At 40.2% G+C, this 17,829-nt stretch carries 13 protein-coding genes and 1 rRNA gene; 10 read left to right on the plus strand and 4 right to left on the minus strand.

Features of this window, described 5'->3' with window-relative positions:
• Positions 1–205: 205 nt before the first annotated feature.
• The 3 genes from LS684_RS04005 to LS684_RS04015 all read right to left on the minus strand — a co-directional run bounded on the left by LS684_RS04005 (position 206) and on the right by LS684_RS04015 (position 7,947).
• On the minus strand, positions 206–1,282 hold the full coding sequence (locus LS684_RS04005; RefSeq protein WP_233810166.1) for an FUSC family protein: 1,077 nt from the start codon (positions 1,280–1,282) through the stop codon (positions 206–208).
• 567 nt (positions 1,283–1,849) lie between these two features.
• Entirely contained in the window at positions 1,850–6,322 is a 4,473-nt protein-coding gene (locus LS684_RS04010; RefSeq protein ID WP_233811538.1) for a glutamate synthase-related protein, read from the minus strand.
• A gap of 329 nt (positions 6,323–6,651) precedes the next feature.
• Positions 6,652–7,947 (minus strand): glutamate-1-semialdehyde 2,1-aminomutase, encoded by a 1,296-nt coding sequence (locus tag LS684_RS04015; RefSeq protein WP_284701580.1) that lies wholly within the window; start codon positions 7,945–7,947, stop codon positions 6,652–6,654.
• A 160-nt stretch (positions 7,948–8,107) separates the two neighbouring features.
• Between LS684_RS04015 and LS684_RS04020 the strand changes: the two genes are divergently transcribed.
• From LS684_RS04020 to perR, 8 genes are all read left to right on the plus strand, one after another.
• A complete protein-coding gene (locus LS684_RS04020; protein ID WP_233810168.1) occupies positions 8,108–9,115 on the plus strand; it encodes an ABC transporter ATP-binding protein in 1,008 nt (335 codons plus the stop codon).
• Positions 9,116–9,128: 13 nt separating this feature from the next.
• Entirely contained in the window at positions 9,129–9,920 is a 792-nt protein-coding gene (locus LS684_RS04025; protein WP_233810170.1) for an ABC transporter permease, read from the plus strand.
• 5 nt (positions 9,921–9,925) lie between these two features.
• Positions 9,926–10,711 carry an ABC transporter permease gene (locus LS684_RS04030; RefSeq protein ID WP_233810172.1) on the plus strand — a complete coding sequence of 262 codons (786 nt, stop codon included), beginning with the start codon at positions 9,926–9,928 and terminating at the stop codon, positions 10,709–10,711.
• A 143-nt stretch (positions 10,712–10,854) separates the two neighbouring features.
• Entirely contained in the window at positions 10,855–11,265 is a 411-nt protein-coding gene (locus LS684_RS04035; RefSeq protein ID WP_233810174.1) for a potassium channel family protein, read from the plus strand.
• A gap of 66 nt (positions 11,266–11,331) precedes the next feature.
• On the plus strand, positions 11,332–11,799 hold the full coding sequence (gene bcp / locus LS684_RS04040) for a thioredoxin-dependent thiol peroxidase (RefSeq protein ID WP_233811540.1): 468 nt from the start codon (positions 11,332–11,334) through the stop codon (positions 11,797–11,799).
• Between the two features lie 227 nt (positions 11,800–12,026).
• Positions 12,027–12,977: a D-2-hydroxyacid dehydrogenase gene (locus LS684_RS04045; protein ID WP_233810176.1), complete on the plus strand. Its 951-nt coding sequence runs from the start codon at positions 12,027–12,029 to the stop codon at positions 12,975–12,977.
• A 2-nt stretch (positions 12,978–12,979) separates the two neighbouring features.
• A complete protein-coding gene (locus LS684_RS04050) occupies positions 12,980–13,528 on the plus strand; it encodes a cob(I)yrinic acid a,c-diamide adenosyltransferase (RefSeq protein WP_233810178.1) in 549 nt (182 codons plus the stop codon).
• 115 nt (positions 13,529–13,643) lie between these two features.
• Positions 13,644–14,087, plus strand: a complete 444-nt coding sequence (perR, locus tag LS684_RS04055) for a peroxide-responsive transcriptional repressor PerR (protein WP_432418792.1) — start codon at positions 13,644–13,646, stop codon at positions 14,085–14,087.
• Positions 14,088–14,463: 376 nt separating this feature from the next.
• Here the strand turns inward: perR and LS684_RS04060 are convergent, their stop codons facing one another.
• A complete protein-coding gene (locus LS684_RS04060; protein ID WP_233810182.1) occupies positions 14,464–14,814 on the minus strand; it encodes a YgzB family protein in 351 nt (116 codons plus the stop codon).
• A 145-nt stretch (positions 14,815–14,959) separates the two neighbouring features.
• Between LS684_RS04060 and LS684_RS04065 the strand changes: the two genes are divergently transcribed.
• Both LS684_RS04065 and LS684_RS04070 read left to right on the plus strand, forming a co-directional pair.
• Positions 14,960–15,826, plus strand: coding sequence for a nucleotidyltransferase-like protein (locus LS684_RS04065; RefSeq protein ID WP_233810184.1), 867 nt, complete (start codon positions 14,960–14,962; stop codon positions 15,824–15,826).
• A gap of 244 nt (positions 15,827–16,070) precedes the next feature.
• Positions 16,071–17,621, plus strand: a 16S ribosomal RNA gene (locus LS684_RS04070).
• Positions 17,622–17,829 lie beyond the last annotated feature (208 nt).

Genomic DNA, 17,829 nt, shown 5'->3' on the forward strand with positions numbered 1-17,829 from the left:
AAGACACTCTACTTCTAAGGGAAATAGAGGAAGGGCTGAGACACCAAAGCGCAGGGAGGAGGCTCAGCTTCCTCCCTGCGGAAAGCACGTGTCTGCAGCGCAGTGGAACGAACTTGTTTTTACAACCTAACTATTTAAAAAAAGTCATTGTTCGTCTTTGAGAAGGAGTCGTATAGTTATGTCCCAACTCCTAGTATGGATATGGTTATTCTTCTTCTTCCAACACGACTTCGTTTTCTTCTTGGTGATAGGAGTGAAAGCTATTAACAAGAAGGTCTAAATGTTCTACGTGCTCGTCGTATTCAATGATGGCAGATACAACCTGCATGCTGTGATACAAGCATGTTTCATCTTCTTCATTTAATTGATTTTGTTGTGTTAAGAATAAGTTGAACAAATTCTCTCTGTTTATACACTGACTTTGTTCTTCTATAGGAGTCTTTGGTTTGATTTTTCCAACAAATACAAGCATGACCTGTTCATGGTGGCTAATTAAACCATCTAATTGATGTTGAATGGTCTGTTGAAACTCATCTGATGTATGGCTTAGCTCATGCTCATACCTATGGAGTCTCTTCAATGTATCTAGAGCTTTCTTTGAAGTAGAAATCATCTGGCGGTAGATCACGAGCTTTCGAGCTTTAACAGAATCATTTCTCTTAAAGTAGTTCCGTTCTTCCTTGTACATAAGATATAGCTGTTCTACTTTAATCAGACTATCTTTTAGTTTTTCAATATCATTTTTCAATAGCATATGTTCAGAGGCATGTCTTGTATTTAACCTTATCCATTTCGTAATCTCTTCGGTAACGTCCGATATTTTATAAAATAATTTTGTTTCATATTTAGGTGGTAAAAAGACGAGATTGACAATAAAAGCAGACAATACACCTAGAATAATGGTTGAAAAGCGAATTAACGCAAATTGGATAAATGTATCTCCAGGTGTTTCCATTATGGCAATTAGCGTTACAAGTGATAGGGGAATGGTGTTTTCAATTTTTAGCTTAAGATTTAAGATAATGAGAACGATAGCTGCAACACCAATGGTAATGACACTGTTCCCTAATAACAGGACAAACACAACTGCAATAATTGCTCCAAAGATATTCCCTTGAATCTGCTCGATTATGGAAAGATAGGAGCGATAAATAGTTGGTTGTAAAGCGAAAATCGCAGCAATTCCAGCAAAGACAGGGGTTGGTAATTGAAAGAGTTTAGCCAAAAACAAGGCTAACATAATTGCGACTCCCGTTTTTAAAATGCGGGCACCAAGCTTCATACGGATATAATCCTTTCCTACAAATAAATAACTAATGACAAAGGTTTTCTAAACTATTATATTCATATACGTGTTCACTATTATACATACTTTTAACCGATTGAGTATTTGTTAAACAATATTGTACTATACATGGATTAATTGGGAAGTTCAAGAGCTATTTTTCGTTACTTCATAGGGTGGAAGTGATGAAAGTAACAATGAGACACTTTCCCATTGTGAAAAATGAAAATCTATCAATTAGTACATTAATATATTCTTCAAGGTAGGATTAAAGTAGCTGTTGATTTTTTTCTCAGCTATACGAAACGATTTTTTATAATTAAATTTTAAAAGCCAAATTAGGTGATGGAAGTGACTCTTGGGGAATATTGTTACAGATAAGACCCCAGGCCATGGACGAGGACCCCCGTGAAGCAAGTGCTTGGAGCGGAAATCACCATTCTCTCATCCATTCTTATTAATTAATAGAATGATAAAAGGACCTAAGAGTGTTCCTGGTCCCTTTTGTTCAAAATATAAGGCACCGGTTGCAATAACCGATGCCTCTCTTAGTGTTAAAACTTCTCACTCCGTTGAAACGGAAGGATCTGCTTGTTCTTTAACTGGGACGACTTGAAGGAAGTTCTTTTCAGGAGCCACTAGCAAGGACCTTAATTCAGCCGCTTCCGTTTGTTGCTGTTGAAGTTCTAGAAGCTGGATATAGCTTTCAAGAAGCTCTGTAATATCCGCGATTCCTTTCTCTGAAAGAGGATTTACCGATACCTTAGCTCCTTTTGCGATTCTTCGCTGCAAGGCTTCCTTTGTTAAGCCCATTTCAGGCTGGTGGCGAAGATAGACAGTACCTCCTGTCATTCCTGCGCAAATCCATGGGCCTGGATCTCCAAGAACAAGTCCTCGTCCGTTGGTCATATATTCAAAAGCGAAACCTTTAATATTGGCATTCGCACCAATATTGCCATGCTCTGCGTTAGGAAGTGGTTTCTTTAGTTGACCACCGATTATCATATCAGCTCCAGAAAGTCGAATTCCTGCTCGTGCATCCGCATTTCCTTGAGCGATTAGCAAGCCTTGTTGTGCCCCATAGCCAAAGCCTTTTCCGACAGAACCATTATAGAGCTTTCCATCCTTTCCAGGAGATTTAAAGATAGCAATTTTGCCGCCAAATGCTGTTTTTCCAACACCATCTTGGGCACCACCGCTTACTTCTATATCAATTCCTCTGCTATTATAAGCTCCTAGTCCGTTTCCAGGAATAGACCCGTTCATATATTTTAATTCAACAGGTGCTAATGATTGATAAGATCCGTCTAGACGACCGCGCACACGGTGGCAAGAGACGCGACTCCCTAATACACGCTGTTCCGAAGTAATGCGGTGGAATTCGCGAGATTCGTGTAAAGTTTCCACTTCAGAGTCTAAATATTCTGCTCCTACAGCAAGCTGCAATTTCGCTTCATGAATGGAAGCAGTAGCATCCTGTTGATGCAATTGACCGATGTCGAGTGTTTTTAATAGATAGGACAGGTCTAATTGATCGTTGCCTTTTATTTGCTCAAGAAGGTCGGAGCGCCCAACTGCTTGTTGAAGATTCTTAATACCCGCTTCCGCTGCTAATTGCTTCAGTTCGTTAGCGAAGGCAGTGAATAGATTAACGATCCCTTGTACGGCAAGATCATATTGACGCGGAACAAATCGTCGTAACCCATGTTCTTTTGCTTGAGCTTCTGAATCAATTTGTGTAGCGATACCAACATGACATGTATCTAAATGACAGCCCCTGCAGGTAGTACATCCAATGGCAAGCATAGATAGGGTTCCAAACCCAATTCGGTTTGCACCAAGTAACATCACTTTTAATACATCTGATACACTCTTAATTCCGCCGTCAGCCCAAAGCTCAACCCCATCGCGAAGACCTGCTTCCAATAATGCATTGTGTGCGGCTTTAATTCCTATTTCAACAGGGAGTCCGACGTTTTGGATTGCGTGAATTCGTGCGGCACCAGTTCCGCCATCAAATCCACTTAATGTTATAATATCTGCTCCAGCTTTGGCAATTCCGACAGCGATCGTACCGATGTTCGGAACGACAGGTACCTTAACCGCTACTTTTGCTTTATCATTAGCTGTTTTCAATTCATGGATCATTTGGGCTAAGTCTTCAATTGAATAGATATCATGGTTATTAGATGGCGAAATTAAATCGGAACCAATCGTAGCATTTCGAGCTTCTGCTATTTTGGCAGTTACCTTTGATCCTGGTAGGTGTCCGCCTTCCCCTGGCTTTGCCCCTTGCCCAATTTTGATCTCTAATAGGTTGGAAGAGTTCAACAGCTCAGCATTTACACCAAAACGGCCGGACGCAATTTGTTGGCCTCTTGTTTTTGGATATTTTCCGAGCATATCCTTCATTTCTCCACCTTCGCCATTTAAGCTAATCATATTCAGACGATTAGCTCCTTCAGCATATGCTCTAAAAGCAATTTCATTCTGTGAACCGAATGACATCGAAGCAATAACAAATGGATAACTATGTTCGCCAACTGATAAATTCACATCATCTGGTGAAAGAGCACGGTTGGCTTTGCGAATACCGGTTAAATGGCGAATGGTTGTAGGATTTTGGTCTTCCTGCTCAGTAATTTTTTCACGATAACCAGCATAATCTCCTGATTGGGCAACCTCTCCGATGGCCTTCCAGATACGCGGGAAGAGGTGAAAGGTTTTCCCAATGCGTTCTTTCTCGTTGTGGAAATCCTCTGCACGCAAAAAGGCATCTTCCTTCATCATTTGAAAATTATATTTGAGCTCTTTTGAACCAAAGAAGTTTACAGTTTTTACATAATCAGCAACTTCTTCATTTAATCCGATAGAAGAGAAGAGACGGCCGTACCCTCTAAGCTCATGAATCCCAATTGTGGAAATGACCTTCTCTAATCCTTTTGTTAAAGCACTATAGAGGTTCACTAATGGCTCGGTAGATTCGTCTAATACGGTTGTGAACATATAATAAGGGCTTAGGATATCTGCACCTAATCCAAATGCGACAATCAAATCATGGAGAGATCTAATCGCAGCTGAACGTAATAATAGGGAACATTCTCTTCTAAGTTCCTCCTCAACAAGTGCTTGATCTACAGCTGAAATTACCAGATGCGGATCAATAAAGAAATGATCGTGCTGATGAGCTTTTCCATCATCTAATACGATGAGCGTTTTACCAGCTTTCACTTCCTCAATCGTTTGATTTGAAATGCGCGTTAATGCATCTTTGATGGATTCGTTTTGTTTAAATGTACTAGAAATATAGCTTACTAGATTATCTGCTTGGAACACTTGTAGTACTTGATCGTAGCTTGGCTGAGCAAGCTGTAATGAAGAATCATAGCCATGCTTGCCTTCTAGTAGGATAGGAGACGTGAGTTCAAGAATCGGTGAGTTCGTTTCTTTATTCTCCAAAAGGGAAGGGCGTTTCCCAATAATCGTTCTTGTAGAGAAGTGCTCGGTTTCTCGATCTCGGTCAATCGCAGGGTTGGTAACGACTGCTACACTTTCTTTTATGAAATCAGCAATGTTCTTTCGTTCTGTATTTAAAGCGGCTAACGGTGCATCATGGCCAAGGGATCGAATCGGCTCGATTCCTTTGTCCGCCATTTGTTCAACGAGCTGAACATGGTCTCGTTCCCAGCCAAAGGATTTATATTGTCCATTATGAATTTTAGTAGGGTATGTCATCGTGATAATCTTGTCTAATGCTGGTGCAACGAGGTTTTTTCGCGTATTTGTCACGTCTACTCGTTGTGAAAAACGACTGTAAACTTCTTGCTGGTAGCTAGAATGCTCGAACACTTCAAGAGTATCGTTATTCCACTTTAAGCCAACCTTTTCTCCAGGAGCTAAAGGCTTTGGATCATTGATATATTCAGTAGATGGAATGATTCCAGGCTCAGAGGAAAATAAATAAGAGCTTTCAGTTTCAAGCATCCATAATGGTCTTAAACCGAGGGCATCCACGCTAAATACGGCTTCGTCACCGAAACGGGAGATGATCCCGGCTGGTCCTTGGGCAAAATGCCCCCAAGCCTCACGCATATAAGTATATAAGTCTTGTAAATGTTCCGAGTAGGACTTGATTTCATTAATAATTGGCGGGAACATAATATCCATTGCTTCGAACAAAGATAAACCGTCTCGACAAATAAACGTCTCAAGTGTACGGCTAAGGTCCTGTGAATCGCTTCCATCTTTTACAAGTGGTACACCAAGCATCTTAGCCTCATCGCGAAGCTTGGCGATCGTATTAATTTCCCCATTGTGCCCAAGGATACTAAAAGGTTGTACACGGAAAAAACTCGATAATGTATTTGTAGAATAGCGGTTATGCCCAAGTGTCATCGTTGATGCTACGAGTGGGCTCGCTAAGTCGTGATAATATTTTGGTAGAATATCACCAGCACCCATTACTTTATAAACTGCGTGATGGGAGCTAAGAGAAGCGACATGAACAGCTAGATTTTTTTCGAACTCAATCGTCAATTCAAATAGTTTTTTTGAAAGGACTTGTGATTCTTCAGAGGATACACAAGCGAACTGCCAAAATACTGGATTCTCCTGAATAGCAATTGGACCAAGGGCAGAAGAGTTCGTTACATCAGTTGCCTGAAATTGAACAGCTAGACCAGCAGCTTCAAGCATGGAGAGGATATCTGTTTGGATCTCTGAGACATTTGCTTTACGAGAGATAAATACATGACCGACAACAAAGCCAGATTGATCAACGAATGCAGGATTAACTCCTACCTGTGTTAATTTTTCTCTCCATAATGCTTTAGGGATATCGATGTGAATACCAACTCCATCCCCTTCTCCATTAATAAAACCAGCACGGTGGTTCATCGTGACAAGCGCATCAATACAGCTGAAAATATTCTCTCGAGTGGGGATGTTCTTTTTCTCCATACACGAAACAATTCCGCAAGCATCATGTTCCTCGCGGTAAAACTCTGAAAACTTTGAAGGACTCCAAGGTTGTGTCATAACGATCGGCTTCAACAAGGGGAATTCCCTCTCAGCCGTTTCACCTCCTATATAAAATTCGAAAAGAATGGATTTAAGAAAATAATGTGGAAAGACGAATGGTTTACTATTGATGTGTAATGAATATATGGATTTTTTTCAAAAGTAGTAGTTACATCATATCATAAGAATTTTCTGAAATCAATTAAATATACAAAAAGTTGGATGGGTAATTGGGGTGAGAGTTTGTTTCTATCTCTAATAAAACCTATAATGTAAACGTTTTCATAAGTGATGATATAAAAACCTGAGTCTATGCAAGTGACTCAGGTTGTATAAAAAATGAATATTTATTCTGTTTTCAGTGCTTCAAATGCATGGTCAACTGCTTGGAGGGTGGATTCAATGTCTTCTTGAGTATGAGCAATCGTCACAAACCATGCTTCATATTTAGAAGGTGCTAAGTTAATACCTTGGTGTAGCATGAGTTTAAAGAATTTAGCAAACATGTCTCCGTCTGTATTCTCTGCTTGTTCGTAATTGACTACCTTTTCAGTAGTAAAGTAGATGGTCAGTGCACCTTTTAGACGATTGATCGTAATAGGGATTTGATGCTTTAGAGCAGATTGAGAAATTCCTTCTTCAAGCATAGCTCCTAATCGATCTAAATAATCATAAACACCATCTTGTTTTAATACTTCTAAACAAGCTATTCCTGCTAAGATGGAAGCGGGGTTCCCTGCCATTGTTCCTGCTTGATATGCTGGACCGAGGGGTGCGACTTTCTCCATGATTTCTTTTTTGCCGCCATAGGCACCAATTGGAAGGCCGCCACCAATGATTTTCCCCATAGCGGTTAAATCGGGTTGGATTCCAAGCATATCCTGTGCTCCGCCATACATAAACCGGAAGGCGGTAATAACCTCGTCATAAATAACGAGGGCACCTGCTTGGTGGGTAAGCTCGTTTACCTGTTCTAGAAACCCTGAAAATGGCTCAACAATCCCAAAGTTTCCAACAATCGGTTCAACGAGTACAGCCGCAATTTGATCTCCCCATTTTTCAAGTGCTTCTTTAAATGGTTCGATATCGTTAAATGGTACAGTAATCACTTCTTGAGCGATGCTCTTTGGGACGCCAGCTGAGTCTGGTGTACCTAATGTAGAGGGCCCTGAACCGGCCGCAACAAGAACGAGGTCTGAATGACCGTGGTAACATCCAGCGAATTTAATGATTTTATCTCTTCCTGTATAGGCACGTGCGACACGAATCGTTGTCATGACCGCTTCTGTTCCAGAGTTTACAAAGCGTACCTTTTCAAGGCCTGGCATTGCATCTTTTAACATTTTGGCAAATTTCACTTCATGTGGAGTGGGTGTACCATAAAGAATACCTGTTTCAGCTGCTTTCTTAATGGCTTCTGTAATATGTGGGTGAGCATGACCTGTTATAATTGGACCATAGGCTGCTAAATAATCAATGTATTGATTGCCATCTACATCCCAAAAATAGGCTCCTTGTGCTCGCTCCATGACGACAGGGGCTCCCCCGCCAACAGCTTTATAAGATCTCGAAGGGCTGTTTACTCCCCCTACAATATGTTCTGATGCTTCTGTATGTAATCGTTCAGAATTAGTGAATTGCATAACGATCCTCCTTAGGATTAATTGCAAGTATTATTCTATCATGTTTTCAGAGAAGAAGCCTATTGTACGAATTTTTTAAGATGGGTGCATCAAAGTTGAGTTGTGCTAATTGTTTCGATAAACTAATTTGTTAGTGCATGGAAACTAGGAGGAGAACAACATGGAGGATGCAATAGTTGTAAAGGACTTACGTAAGGAGTTTCAGTCCTATTCAAGTAGAGAAGGATTGAAGGGTGCTTTTCGTGACCTCTTTACGCGTAATTATAAAATTGTACCTGCGGTTAATGATATTAGCTTTCAAGTGAAGCAGGGAGAAATGGTTGGCTATATAGGTGAAAATGGAGCAGGAAAATCGACGACGATTAAAATGCTCACGGGTATTCTCACACCTACAGCTGGTGAAGTTACGGTTAACGGAATGAATCCGCATCAAGACAGAGAGCGCTTTGTTCAGACGATTGGTGTTGTATTCGGTCAGCGATCGCAGCTATGGTGGGACATTGCTGTTCAAGAGTCATTCCGATTATTAAAAAAAGTGTATAAAGTGTCTGATGAACAGTATAACGAACATATGGGTCATGTCATTCGAACGTTAGATATTGAGCCATTATTGGATAAGCCCGTTCGAAAGCTATCATTAGGGCAACGGATGCGCTGCGAGCTGGCGGCGTCACTTATTCATAATCCACCATTATTGTTTCTAGATGAACCTACTATTGGGTTGGATGTATTGGTAAAGCTGAAAATTAGAGAATTTTTAAAAGAAATTAACGCGAAGTACAACACAACTATTTTACTTACCACACATGATCTTTCCGATATTGAAGCCCTTTGTGAGCGGGTGGTCATGCTAGATGAAGGGAAAATCATTTACGATGGCGCTTTACAAAGCTTGAAGGAAAAGTGGGGAGAAGGAAAAGCCATTCAATTTGAATTTTTAGAACCTGTCGAATTACTAGGTCTTATAGCTCTTACAAAGGGTCTTGATGTGAAATGGGAAAAAGGAGAAAAAGGGCAAGTATATCAAGCATTGACAGAGGATGATGATGAAACGATATCGACGTTAATTGCGAAGGTAGTAGCAGCATTTAAAATCAAGGACATCAAAATCAAAGAAACGTCAACGGAAGAAATCATTCGCAATATTTATGATAAAGGTGCTGTGTAAGAGGTGAAATCTATTGGAAAAATATATTGAAATGATTCGGATTCGCTTCTTAATGATGCTTGCTTACCGAACCAATTATTATACAGGCATTCTTATTTATAGTATTAACATTGGTGCGTACTATTTTTTATGGAAAGCCATATATGGCGGGAAGGAAGAAATCGAAGGGCTGTCCGTTATTCAAATGACAACATATGTTGCCGTTGCGTGGATGGCAAGGGCTTTTTATTTTAATAATATTGATCGTGAGATGGCGGCGGAAATTAAGGAAGGAAAAGTGGCTGTTGAATTGATTCGTCCCTATAATTATTTGGGAATGAAAACGATGCAGGGTCTGGGGGAAGGGGTTTTCAGACTGCTTTTCTTCTCTGTTCCTGGTATGGTCATTGTTTCATTCCTTTTCCCGCTAAGGATTTCGTCCGATTTGTCCACATGGGGATTGTTTAGCTTATCGATTTTGCTTAGCTTCTTAATTAATACACAGATTAATTTACTTACTGGGATTACAACTTTCTTCTTATATAATAATACCGGGCTGATCCGTGCGAAGCGAATGGTCATTGATCTATTTTCAGGGTTACTGCTTCCAATTAGCTTCTTTCCTTTATGGGCTCAGGAAGTATTTCGCTTTTTGCCATTTCAAGGGATCAGCTATGTGCCGAGTATGATTTTTACTAATGGATTTTCTGAAGCTGAAGCGCTGGAAGCCATTATATTGCAAGGGGTTTGGGTTATTATCCTCTTTATCCCGATTCAATTTCTTTGGAATATCGCTAAAAAACAACTGGTTATACAAGGAGGGTGACGAGTATGTTTTATGTTCATATCTTTTTTCACTATGTCGCCCAATATATGAAAACCCGCCTTCAATACCGAGCGGATTTGTTTGTCGAAGTGATTTCAGATTTATTATTTCAAGCCGTGAACTTGATATTTATCCTCGTTGTCTTTGGTCATACCAATTTTCTGAGTGGATGGAACAGAGAAGAAATCATATTTATCTACGGTTTTTTCCTAGTCCCCTATGCGGTATTTACTTCATTCTTTAATATATGGGATTTTAACGAGAGATATATTGTAAAAGGAGAACTTGACCGGATCCTTACGCGCCCCGTTCATAGCTTGTTTCAAGTGATATTAGAACGTATGGAACTTGAATCCTTGTTTGGAACGATTACAGGAATTGCTGTTATGGCCTATGCTGGTAGCCTTTTAGGGTTAGAACTTCATTGGTATGATCCGTTGATATTTCTTATCTTTGTTTTAGGTGGGGTGCTAGTGTATGCGGGAATCTTTATTATGCTTGCTTGTGTCAGCTTTTGGGCAGATGCAAGAACATCAATTATGCCGATGATGTATAACATCGGAAATTATGGTCGATACCCAGTTGATATTTATAATAAAATCATTCGGTTTGTGCTCACGTGGATTCTTCCTTTTGCTTTTGTTGGAGTGTACCCCTCTGCCTATTTCCTAGGAAAAGAAGAGTGGTATATATATGCTTTTTTAACTCCTTTTATTGGCATAATTTTCTTTGTAGCAGCTGTCCTCCTATGGAATGAAGGTGTAAAAAGATACCGAGGAGCAGGTAATTAAAAATCAACACTCAACGGTATAAAAGAATAGGAAGAAACCCAAGCGCCTATATCTATGCTTGGGTTTTTCTCATGTCTACCTGACATACTCAACATCGTACAAGCGTATAATGGGGTATAGCTTTTGATGGAAGAGGGAAGTAAATGGCATTGTTGATCATTTTATTATTTATTTGTCTTTGCATTGGGATGAGTCTACGGATGTTATTTATTCCTCATAAAATTAAAGGTAAACGAGTTTCTTTTGAGAATTTTATCTTTCTTGCTTTTGTCTACTTAACTGTACTTATTGGGTTTGGATTAATTTATATCATCCTAGAGTTATACGGGTATGTCGTTTTAATTGAAGGTGGGCAAAATATGGTGGGAAGCTTTTTGAATAGATTAGAAACGGGACTATATTTTAGCGCTATCACCTTGTTTTCTGTAGGCTATGGGGATATTTCTCCCATTGGCATTGGGAGGTTAATAGCTGTTCTTGAGGCCCTAATAGGGTATACCATACCGGCTGCTTTTGTCGCAAGAGCGGTGTTTGATATGGAAAATAAGCATTAGTATTTGTCTTTTTTTGAGAAATTGGATAGGCTTACAGTAGAATACTGTTTAGCTGGAGGGATTATGATGGCTTTTGATATCGGAGAATTAGCACCAGATTTCGAGGTGGAAGCTAGCAATGGAGAAAAGGTTAAATTATCTGATTTTCGCGGAAAAAATGTCGTGTTGTATTTCTATCCAAAAGATATGACGCCAGGGTGCACTACACAGGCTTGTGACTTTCGTGATCAGCATGAAAGCTTTAAAGAAGTGAATGCAGTCATCCTTGGGGTTAGCCCAGATCCGTTAAACCGTCATGATAAATTTATTGAAAAGCATGGTCTTCCGTTTTTACTACTTTCAGATGAGGACCATCAACTCGCAGAAGCATATGATGTTTGGAAGTTAAAGAAAAACTTTGGTAAAGAATATATGGGGATTGAGCGATCCACCTTTCTAATCGACAGGGATGGGAAGCTAATTAAAGAATGGCGCAAGGTCAAAGTGAAAGGCCATGTGGAGGAAGCTCTCACTTATATTAAAGAAAATCTTTAAGCCTATTTTTCTAAACACAAGGCATGTGTCCATTCGTTTAAACAAGGATTGAATATCATTTTATTAGGGCATACCTCCTCAGATAAATTTTTCCGCAGGTCAATAGTGGCCTGCTTCTTTTTTTGTAAAGCTCAATTATAGAAACCATACGAATACTCACTTGATTGCCGAGAGAATTATTAGAATATATACTTTATTAAGTAGCATATAACGGGAGGGAAAGGGATATGAGAATTGTGTCATCGATTATGCCGCCAGATTTTATTCAAAATGAGGTTCAAGAGCAGTTCCCTGGAGTGAACTTTCAATTTTTTAAAGGTTTTGAGGCAGCAAAAGAAGCATTTTACGAGGCAGAGGTTTTCATTACATACGGAGAAGATCTTAATGAGAAGGATATTGAAAAAGCTAGTCAGTTAAAATGGATTATGGTGATGTCAGCTGGACTGGACCAAATGCCTTTAACTATCTGTGAAGAAAAAGAAATTCTTGTCACAAATGCTCGCGGAGTACATAAAATTCCAATGGCTGAATTCACTTTAAGTTGTATGCTGCAGCATGTAAAACAAGTAAATGCTTTAAGGAATAACGAACAGAAATATTTTTGGAATCGAAAGTTGCCAATGGGTGAATTGTGCGGAAAGACTCTATTAATTGTTGGAGCAGGGGCAATCGGTGGAGAAATTGCTCGTTTGGGGAAAGCATTCCGCATGAATACAATTGGGATTAACCGAAGTGGTGGTAAAGTGGACTACGTAGATGAGCTTTATAAAATAGATGATCTCACAGTGGCACTTCCAAAAGCGGATTTTATTGTATCGGTTCTGCCAAGTACAAAGGAGACAAAGCACTTGCTGAAGCTTGCTGATTTTGAGCAAATGAAAAGGTCAGCAGTATTTATTAATATTGGCCGAGGAGATCTTGTGGAAGAAGAGGTTCTTTTGCAAGTGTTTGAACAAAAGCTCATTGCACATGCGTATTTAGATGTTTTTAACCAAGAGCCTCTGAGCGAGGGTAGTCCATTTTGGAAGATGGACGAAGTAACGGTTACACCCCATCTTTCTAGTATTACAAAGGAATACTTACCTAGATCCTTTGATATTTTTAAACATAACCTGCATATATATATGAATAATAAAGATGGATACCAAAATGTAATTGACTATAAAAGGGGGTATTAAGGATGAAAATCTATACAAAAACAGGTGATAAAGGGACAACTTCCTTGATCTATGGTGAACGTGTTGTAAAAAATGATCTCAAGGTGGAAGCTTACGGTACATGTGATGAAGCTAATTCTATGATTGGTCTTGCTTTAGGGTATTTAAAAGGCGAATTCTTTGATGGGAAGGACTCGGTAGACGAAGTGTTCCATAAAGTGCAGACGACTTTATTCCATGTAGGAGCAGAACTTGCTACACCGAAGGGGAAGCAGGTGAAGTGGATGTTAGAGGAAAAGGAAATTGAAATGCTTGAACAGACAATTGATAAGTGGGAGAGTGCACTCCCTGCTCTAACGAATTTTATTTTGCCAGGAGGTCATCCATCGGGGGCATCCTTTCATCTAGCTAGGACCATTGTACGGAGAGCGGAAAGATGTGCGGTAGCATTAGGGGAGGATGTTAATCCCCTTGTGTTGTCATACTTAAATAGATTATCTGATCTATTGTTTGTAGCAGCAAGGTTTGTTAATTTGCATCTTGGCGCAGAGGAGAAGACACTTCACGAATAAATCAGTGGCTTTGTTGCTATTACGGAGTTTGTTATATTGACAAAAGTAGTAAGAAATTAGTACACTATTTATAAAGATTATAAAGTAAGAATTCTTTTTAGAAGAAAAGAGGTGCATGGCGGTGTCGCAAGTGAACTTGAAAGAAGCTTTAGATACCTTGAAACAGACGGGCGTCCGGATTACCCCGCAACGTCATGCGATACTTGAATTTTTAATAAACTCAATGTCACATCCAACCGCAGATGATATTTATAAGGCTCTTGAAGGGAAGTTCCCGAATATGAGTGTGGCAACAGTTTACAATAATTTAAGAGTATTCCGTGAAGTTGGCCTTGTAAAGGAATTAACATACGGGGATGCTTCTAGCCGATTTGATCTCATCACTACCGATCATTATCATGTGATATGTGAAGATTGCGGGAAGATTGTCGACTTCCATTACCCAGGTCTAGACGAAGTAGAGCATCTAGCTTCCCATGTTACAGGGTTTAAAGTAAGTCATCATCGCATGGAGATCTATGGAACATGTCCGAATTGTACCGTCAAAGAAACGCACTAAAGCGTATGAAACTGATAGTTAAATAACTATCGGTTTTTTTGTTGTTAAAAGGAACACGCCCATAAGTATGTGAGGGTGAGGGAATATGGATATTTCTAGGGAAGTCAAGGCTATAATAATAGGAACTGCAGATGTTTGAAGTATGGCTGCTTCTGTTGAGGGGAGTTTGTGAGCGAACGCTCCTTTTTTGAGCGTTCGCTCTAAATGCTTCGGTTTTCGCTCTCATTTTTTAATTTTCGCTCCAAAATAATAAGAAATCGCTCGGATATGGCAAACTTTCGAAGATTAAGTATAGAAAATCGCTCATAACTTGTATGTGTGTGATGTGGAAACGTATGAATTAAGTAAAAAAGCCTGGCGGTTATGCCAAGCCTATCTAAATTTCCTTTTTTCGATTGTATTTTTCATCAAACTCTTTACCTTCTAAGTTGCGGTCTAGAGTTAATGGCTCGTTACAATACATACACATATCCACTCGACCTAGCATTTTTGTGTGTCTTCCGCAATTCGGACACTCAACTTGGACAGTTTTCGTCGAAAGCATTCCAATCCAAAAGTAAACGACCGTGCTTGCGACAATAAATAGTAAACCTAAGATCATAAATATGACCATTAATATGGGGGAATTCTTAAAGAATATTCCTCCATACATAACGATAAAGCCAATAAATATCAAACTTAATGCAAAGCTACGAATTTTATTTATTTTACTTGAATATTTAGCCATTTAAATTCCCTCCTAAAGCATTACTATATCATAAAAATTGTTATAAGATAATGCTTGTGTTTGTCGAAAATTGTCTTATGTTTTAGCAGGATTTTTATTATAATTGTCGAAGGTAATAACCTATCAATAAAATGGAGGAATGATTATGGAGGACATTCTTCGTCCCTTATACCAGGAACGGGCAAGTCAACCTAATACTCTAGGTGTTCTAATTATAGAAAAAAGAGAAAAAGCGATTTCGCTTACGGATACATTTGATGTTGTATTGTTAATTATCGTTAAAGAGCTAGAGCAGCCGGTTTTTGTTAAGCATTATACGTACAAAGAAAAGAAAGCTGCTTTACAAATTGTCTCTGAAACGCAATTAAAAGAGTGGCTCCTATTAGGTACGAACCGTAGAATCATTGATTGGATTTACAATGGGAAGATTGTATTTGATCGAAATGAATACATTAGTGAGCTGAAGGTTGAACTACGTGATTTCCCTTTCTATGGAAGAAAAATCAAAATGGGGCTAGAGTTTGCTAAACTAATTAGACGATATATGGATGGGAAAGCCTTTTTTGAGAACGGGAATAATTTAGATGCTTATAACCATGTGGTTCATTCACTTCATCATTTAGCTAGATTAGCTGTGATTGAAAATGGATTCCATCCAGAAGTAACAGTTTGGAATCAAGTGAAGCAAATTGAGCCTGAAATCTTCAAATTTTATGAGGAACTAGTTAATAGTGAGGAAGAAATTGAAAAGAGATTAGAATTATTGTTTTTAGCAAGTGAATTTTTAATTCATTCGAGAACGAAATCAGCCATTGTTCATTTAATTGATGTCCTAAAGGAAAAAGAACAATGGACCTTCAATGAGATGATGCTTCATCCCGAATTAAGCTATTATTCGGTTGATCTAGGAATGTTAGTAGAATATCTGATTGATAAAAAAGTAATAGGTGTTGTAGAAGTAGAAACAAAGGGTCAAGGAATTTATCATAGATATTATAGAGCGATAGAATAATTTTTTTGAAAAAGTATTGACCATTTAAAAAATACTTGTTATATTTATATCCGTCGCTGCGAAACAGTTGCTTTAAGGCTTGCAGCTGACGGATTAAAAATTAAAAAAGTTGTTGACAATAACAACTGATAAATGTTATATTAATAAAGTCGCTTCTCGGCGACGATGATTGTTCTTTGAAAACTAAACGAACCATAACGTCAACGTTTTAATTTGTTTTAACTATTGAGCTAATCAATACTCTTTAATGGAGAGTTTGATCCTGGCTCAGGACGAACGCTGGCGGCGTGCCTAATACATGCAAGTCGAGCGGATCTTTAAAAGCTTGCTTTTAAAGATTAGCGGCGGACGGGTGAGTAACACGTGGGCAACCTGCCTATAAGACTGGGATAACTCCGGGAAACCGGGGCTAATACCGGATAATGGCTCCTAACACATGTTAGGATTCTGAAAGATGGCTTCGGCTATCACTTATAGATGGGCCCGCGGCGCATTAGCTAGTTGGTGAGGTAACGGCTCACCAAGGCAACGATGCGTAGCCGACCTGAGAGGGTGATCGGCCACACTGGGACTGAGACACGGCCCAGACTCCTACGGGAGGCAGCAGTAGGGAATCTTCCGCAATGGACGAAAGTCTGACGGAGCAACGCCGCGTGAGTGATGAAGGTTTTCGGATCGTAAAACTCTGTTGTTAGGGAAGAACAAGTACCGTTCGAATAGGGCGGTACCTTGACGGTACCTAACCAGAAAGCCACGGCTAACTACGTGCCAGCAGCCGCGGTAATACGTAGGTGGCAAGCGTTGTCCGGAATTATTGGGCGTAAAGCGCGCGCAGGCGGTTCCTTAAGTCTGATGTGAAAGCCCACGGCTCAACCGTGGAGGGTCATTGGAAACTGGGGAACTTGAGTGCAGAAGAGGAGAGTGGAATTCCACGTGTAGCGGTGAAATGCGTAGAGATGTGGAGGAACACCAGTGGCGAAGGCGACTCTCTGGTCTGTAACTGACGCTGAGGCGCGAAAGCGTGGGGAGCGAACAGGATTAGATACCCTGGTAGTCCACGCCGTAAACGATGAGTGCTAAGTGTTAGAGGGTTTCCGCCCTTTAGTGCTGCAGCTAACGCATTAAGCACTCCGCCTGGGGAGTACGGTCGCAAGACTGAAACTCAAAGGAATTGACGGGGGCCCGCACAAGCGGTGGAGCATGTGGTTTAATTCGAAGCAACGCGAAGAACCTTACCAGGTCTTGACATCTCCTGACAACCCTAGAGATAGGGCGTTCCCCTTCGGGGGACAGGATGACAGGTGGTGCATGGTTGTCGTCAGCTCGTGTCGTGAGATGTTGGGTTAAGTCCCGCAACGAGCGCAACCCTTGATCTTAGTTGCCAGCATTCAGTTGGGCACTCTAAGGTGACTGCCGGTGACAAACCGGAGGAAGGTGGGGATGACGTCAAATCATCATGCCCCTTATGACCTGGGCTACACACGTGCTACAATGGATGGTACAAAGGGCTGCAAGACCGCGAGGTTTAGCCAATCCCATAAAACCATTCTCAGTTCGGATTGCAGGCTGCAACTCGCCTGCATGAAGCCGGAATCGCTAGTAATCGCGGATCAGCATGCCGCGGTGAATACGTTCCCGGGCCTTGTACACACCGCCCGTCACACCACGAGAGTTTGTAACACCCGAAGTCGGTGGGGTAACCTTTTGGAGCCAGCCGCCTAAGGTGGGACAGATGATTGGGGTGAAGTCGTAACAAGGTAGCCGTATCGGAAGGTGCGGCTGGATCACCTCCTTTCTAAGGATATTTACATGAAAGTTGACGCTTATGGTTCGTTTAGTTTTGAGAGAGCAATCTCTCTATAACAAACTCTCTTCTTATTATAGAAGAAAGTGAACTTGTTCCTTGAAAACTAGATAATGAAATATAGAAGAAAAAAGAATTACCGAGTAATCGCCAATCTTAAGATTTTCTCTAAACAAGAAATTAGAAGGTTTCAAGACGC

It is taken from the genome of Cytobacillus spongiae (assembly GCF_021390075.1).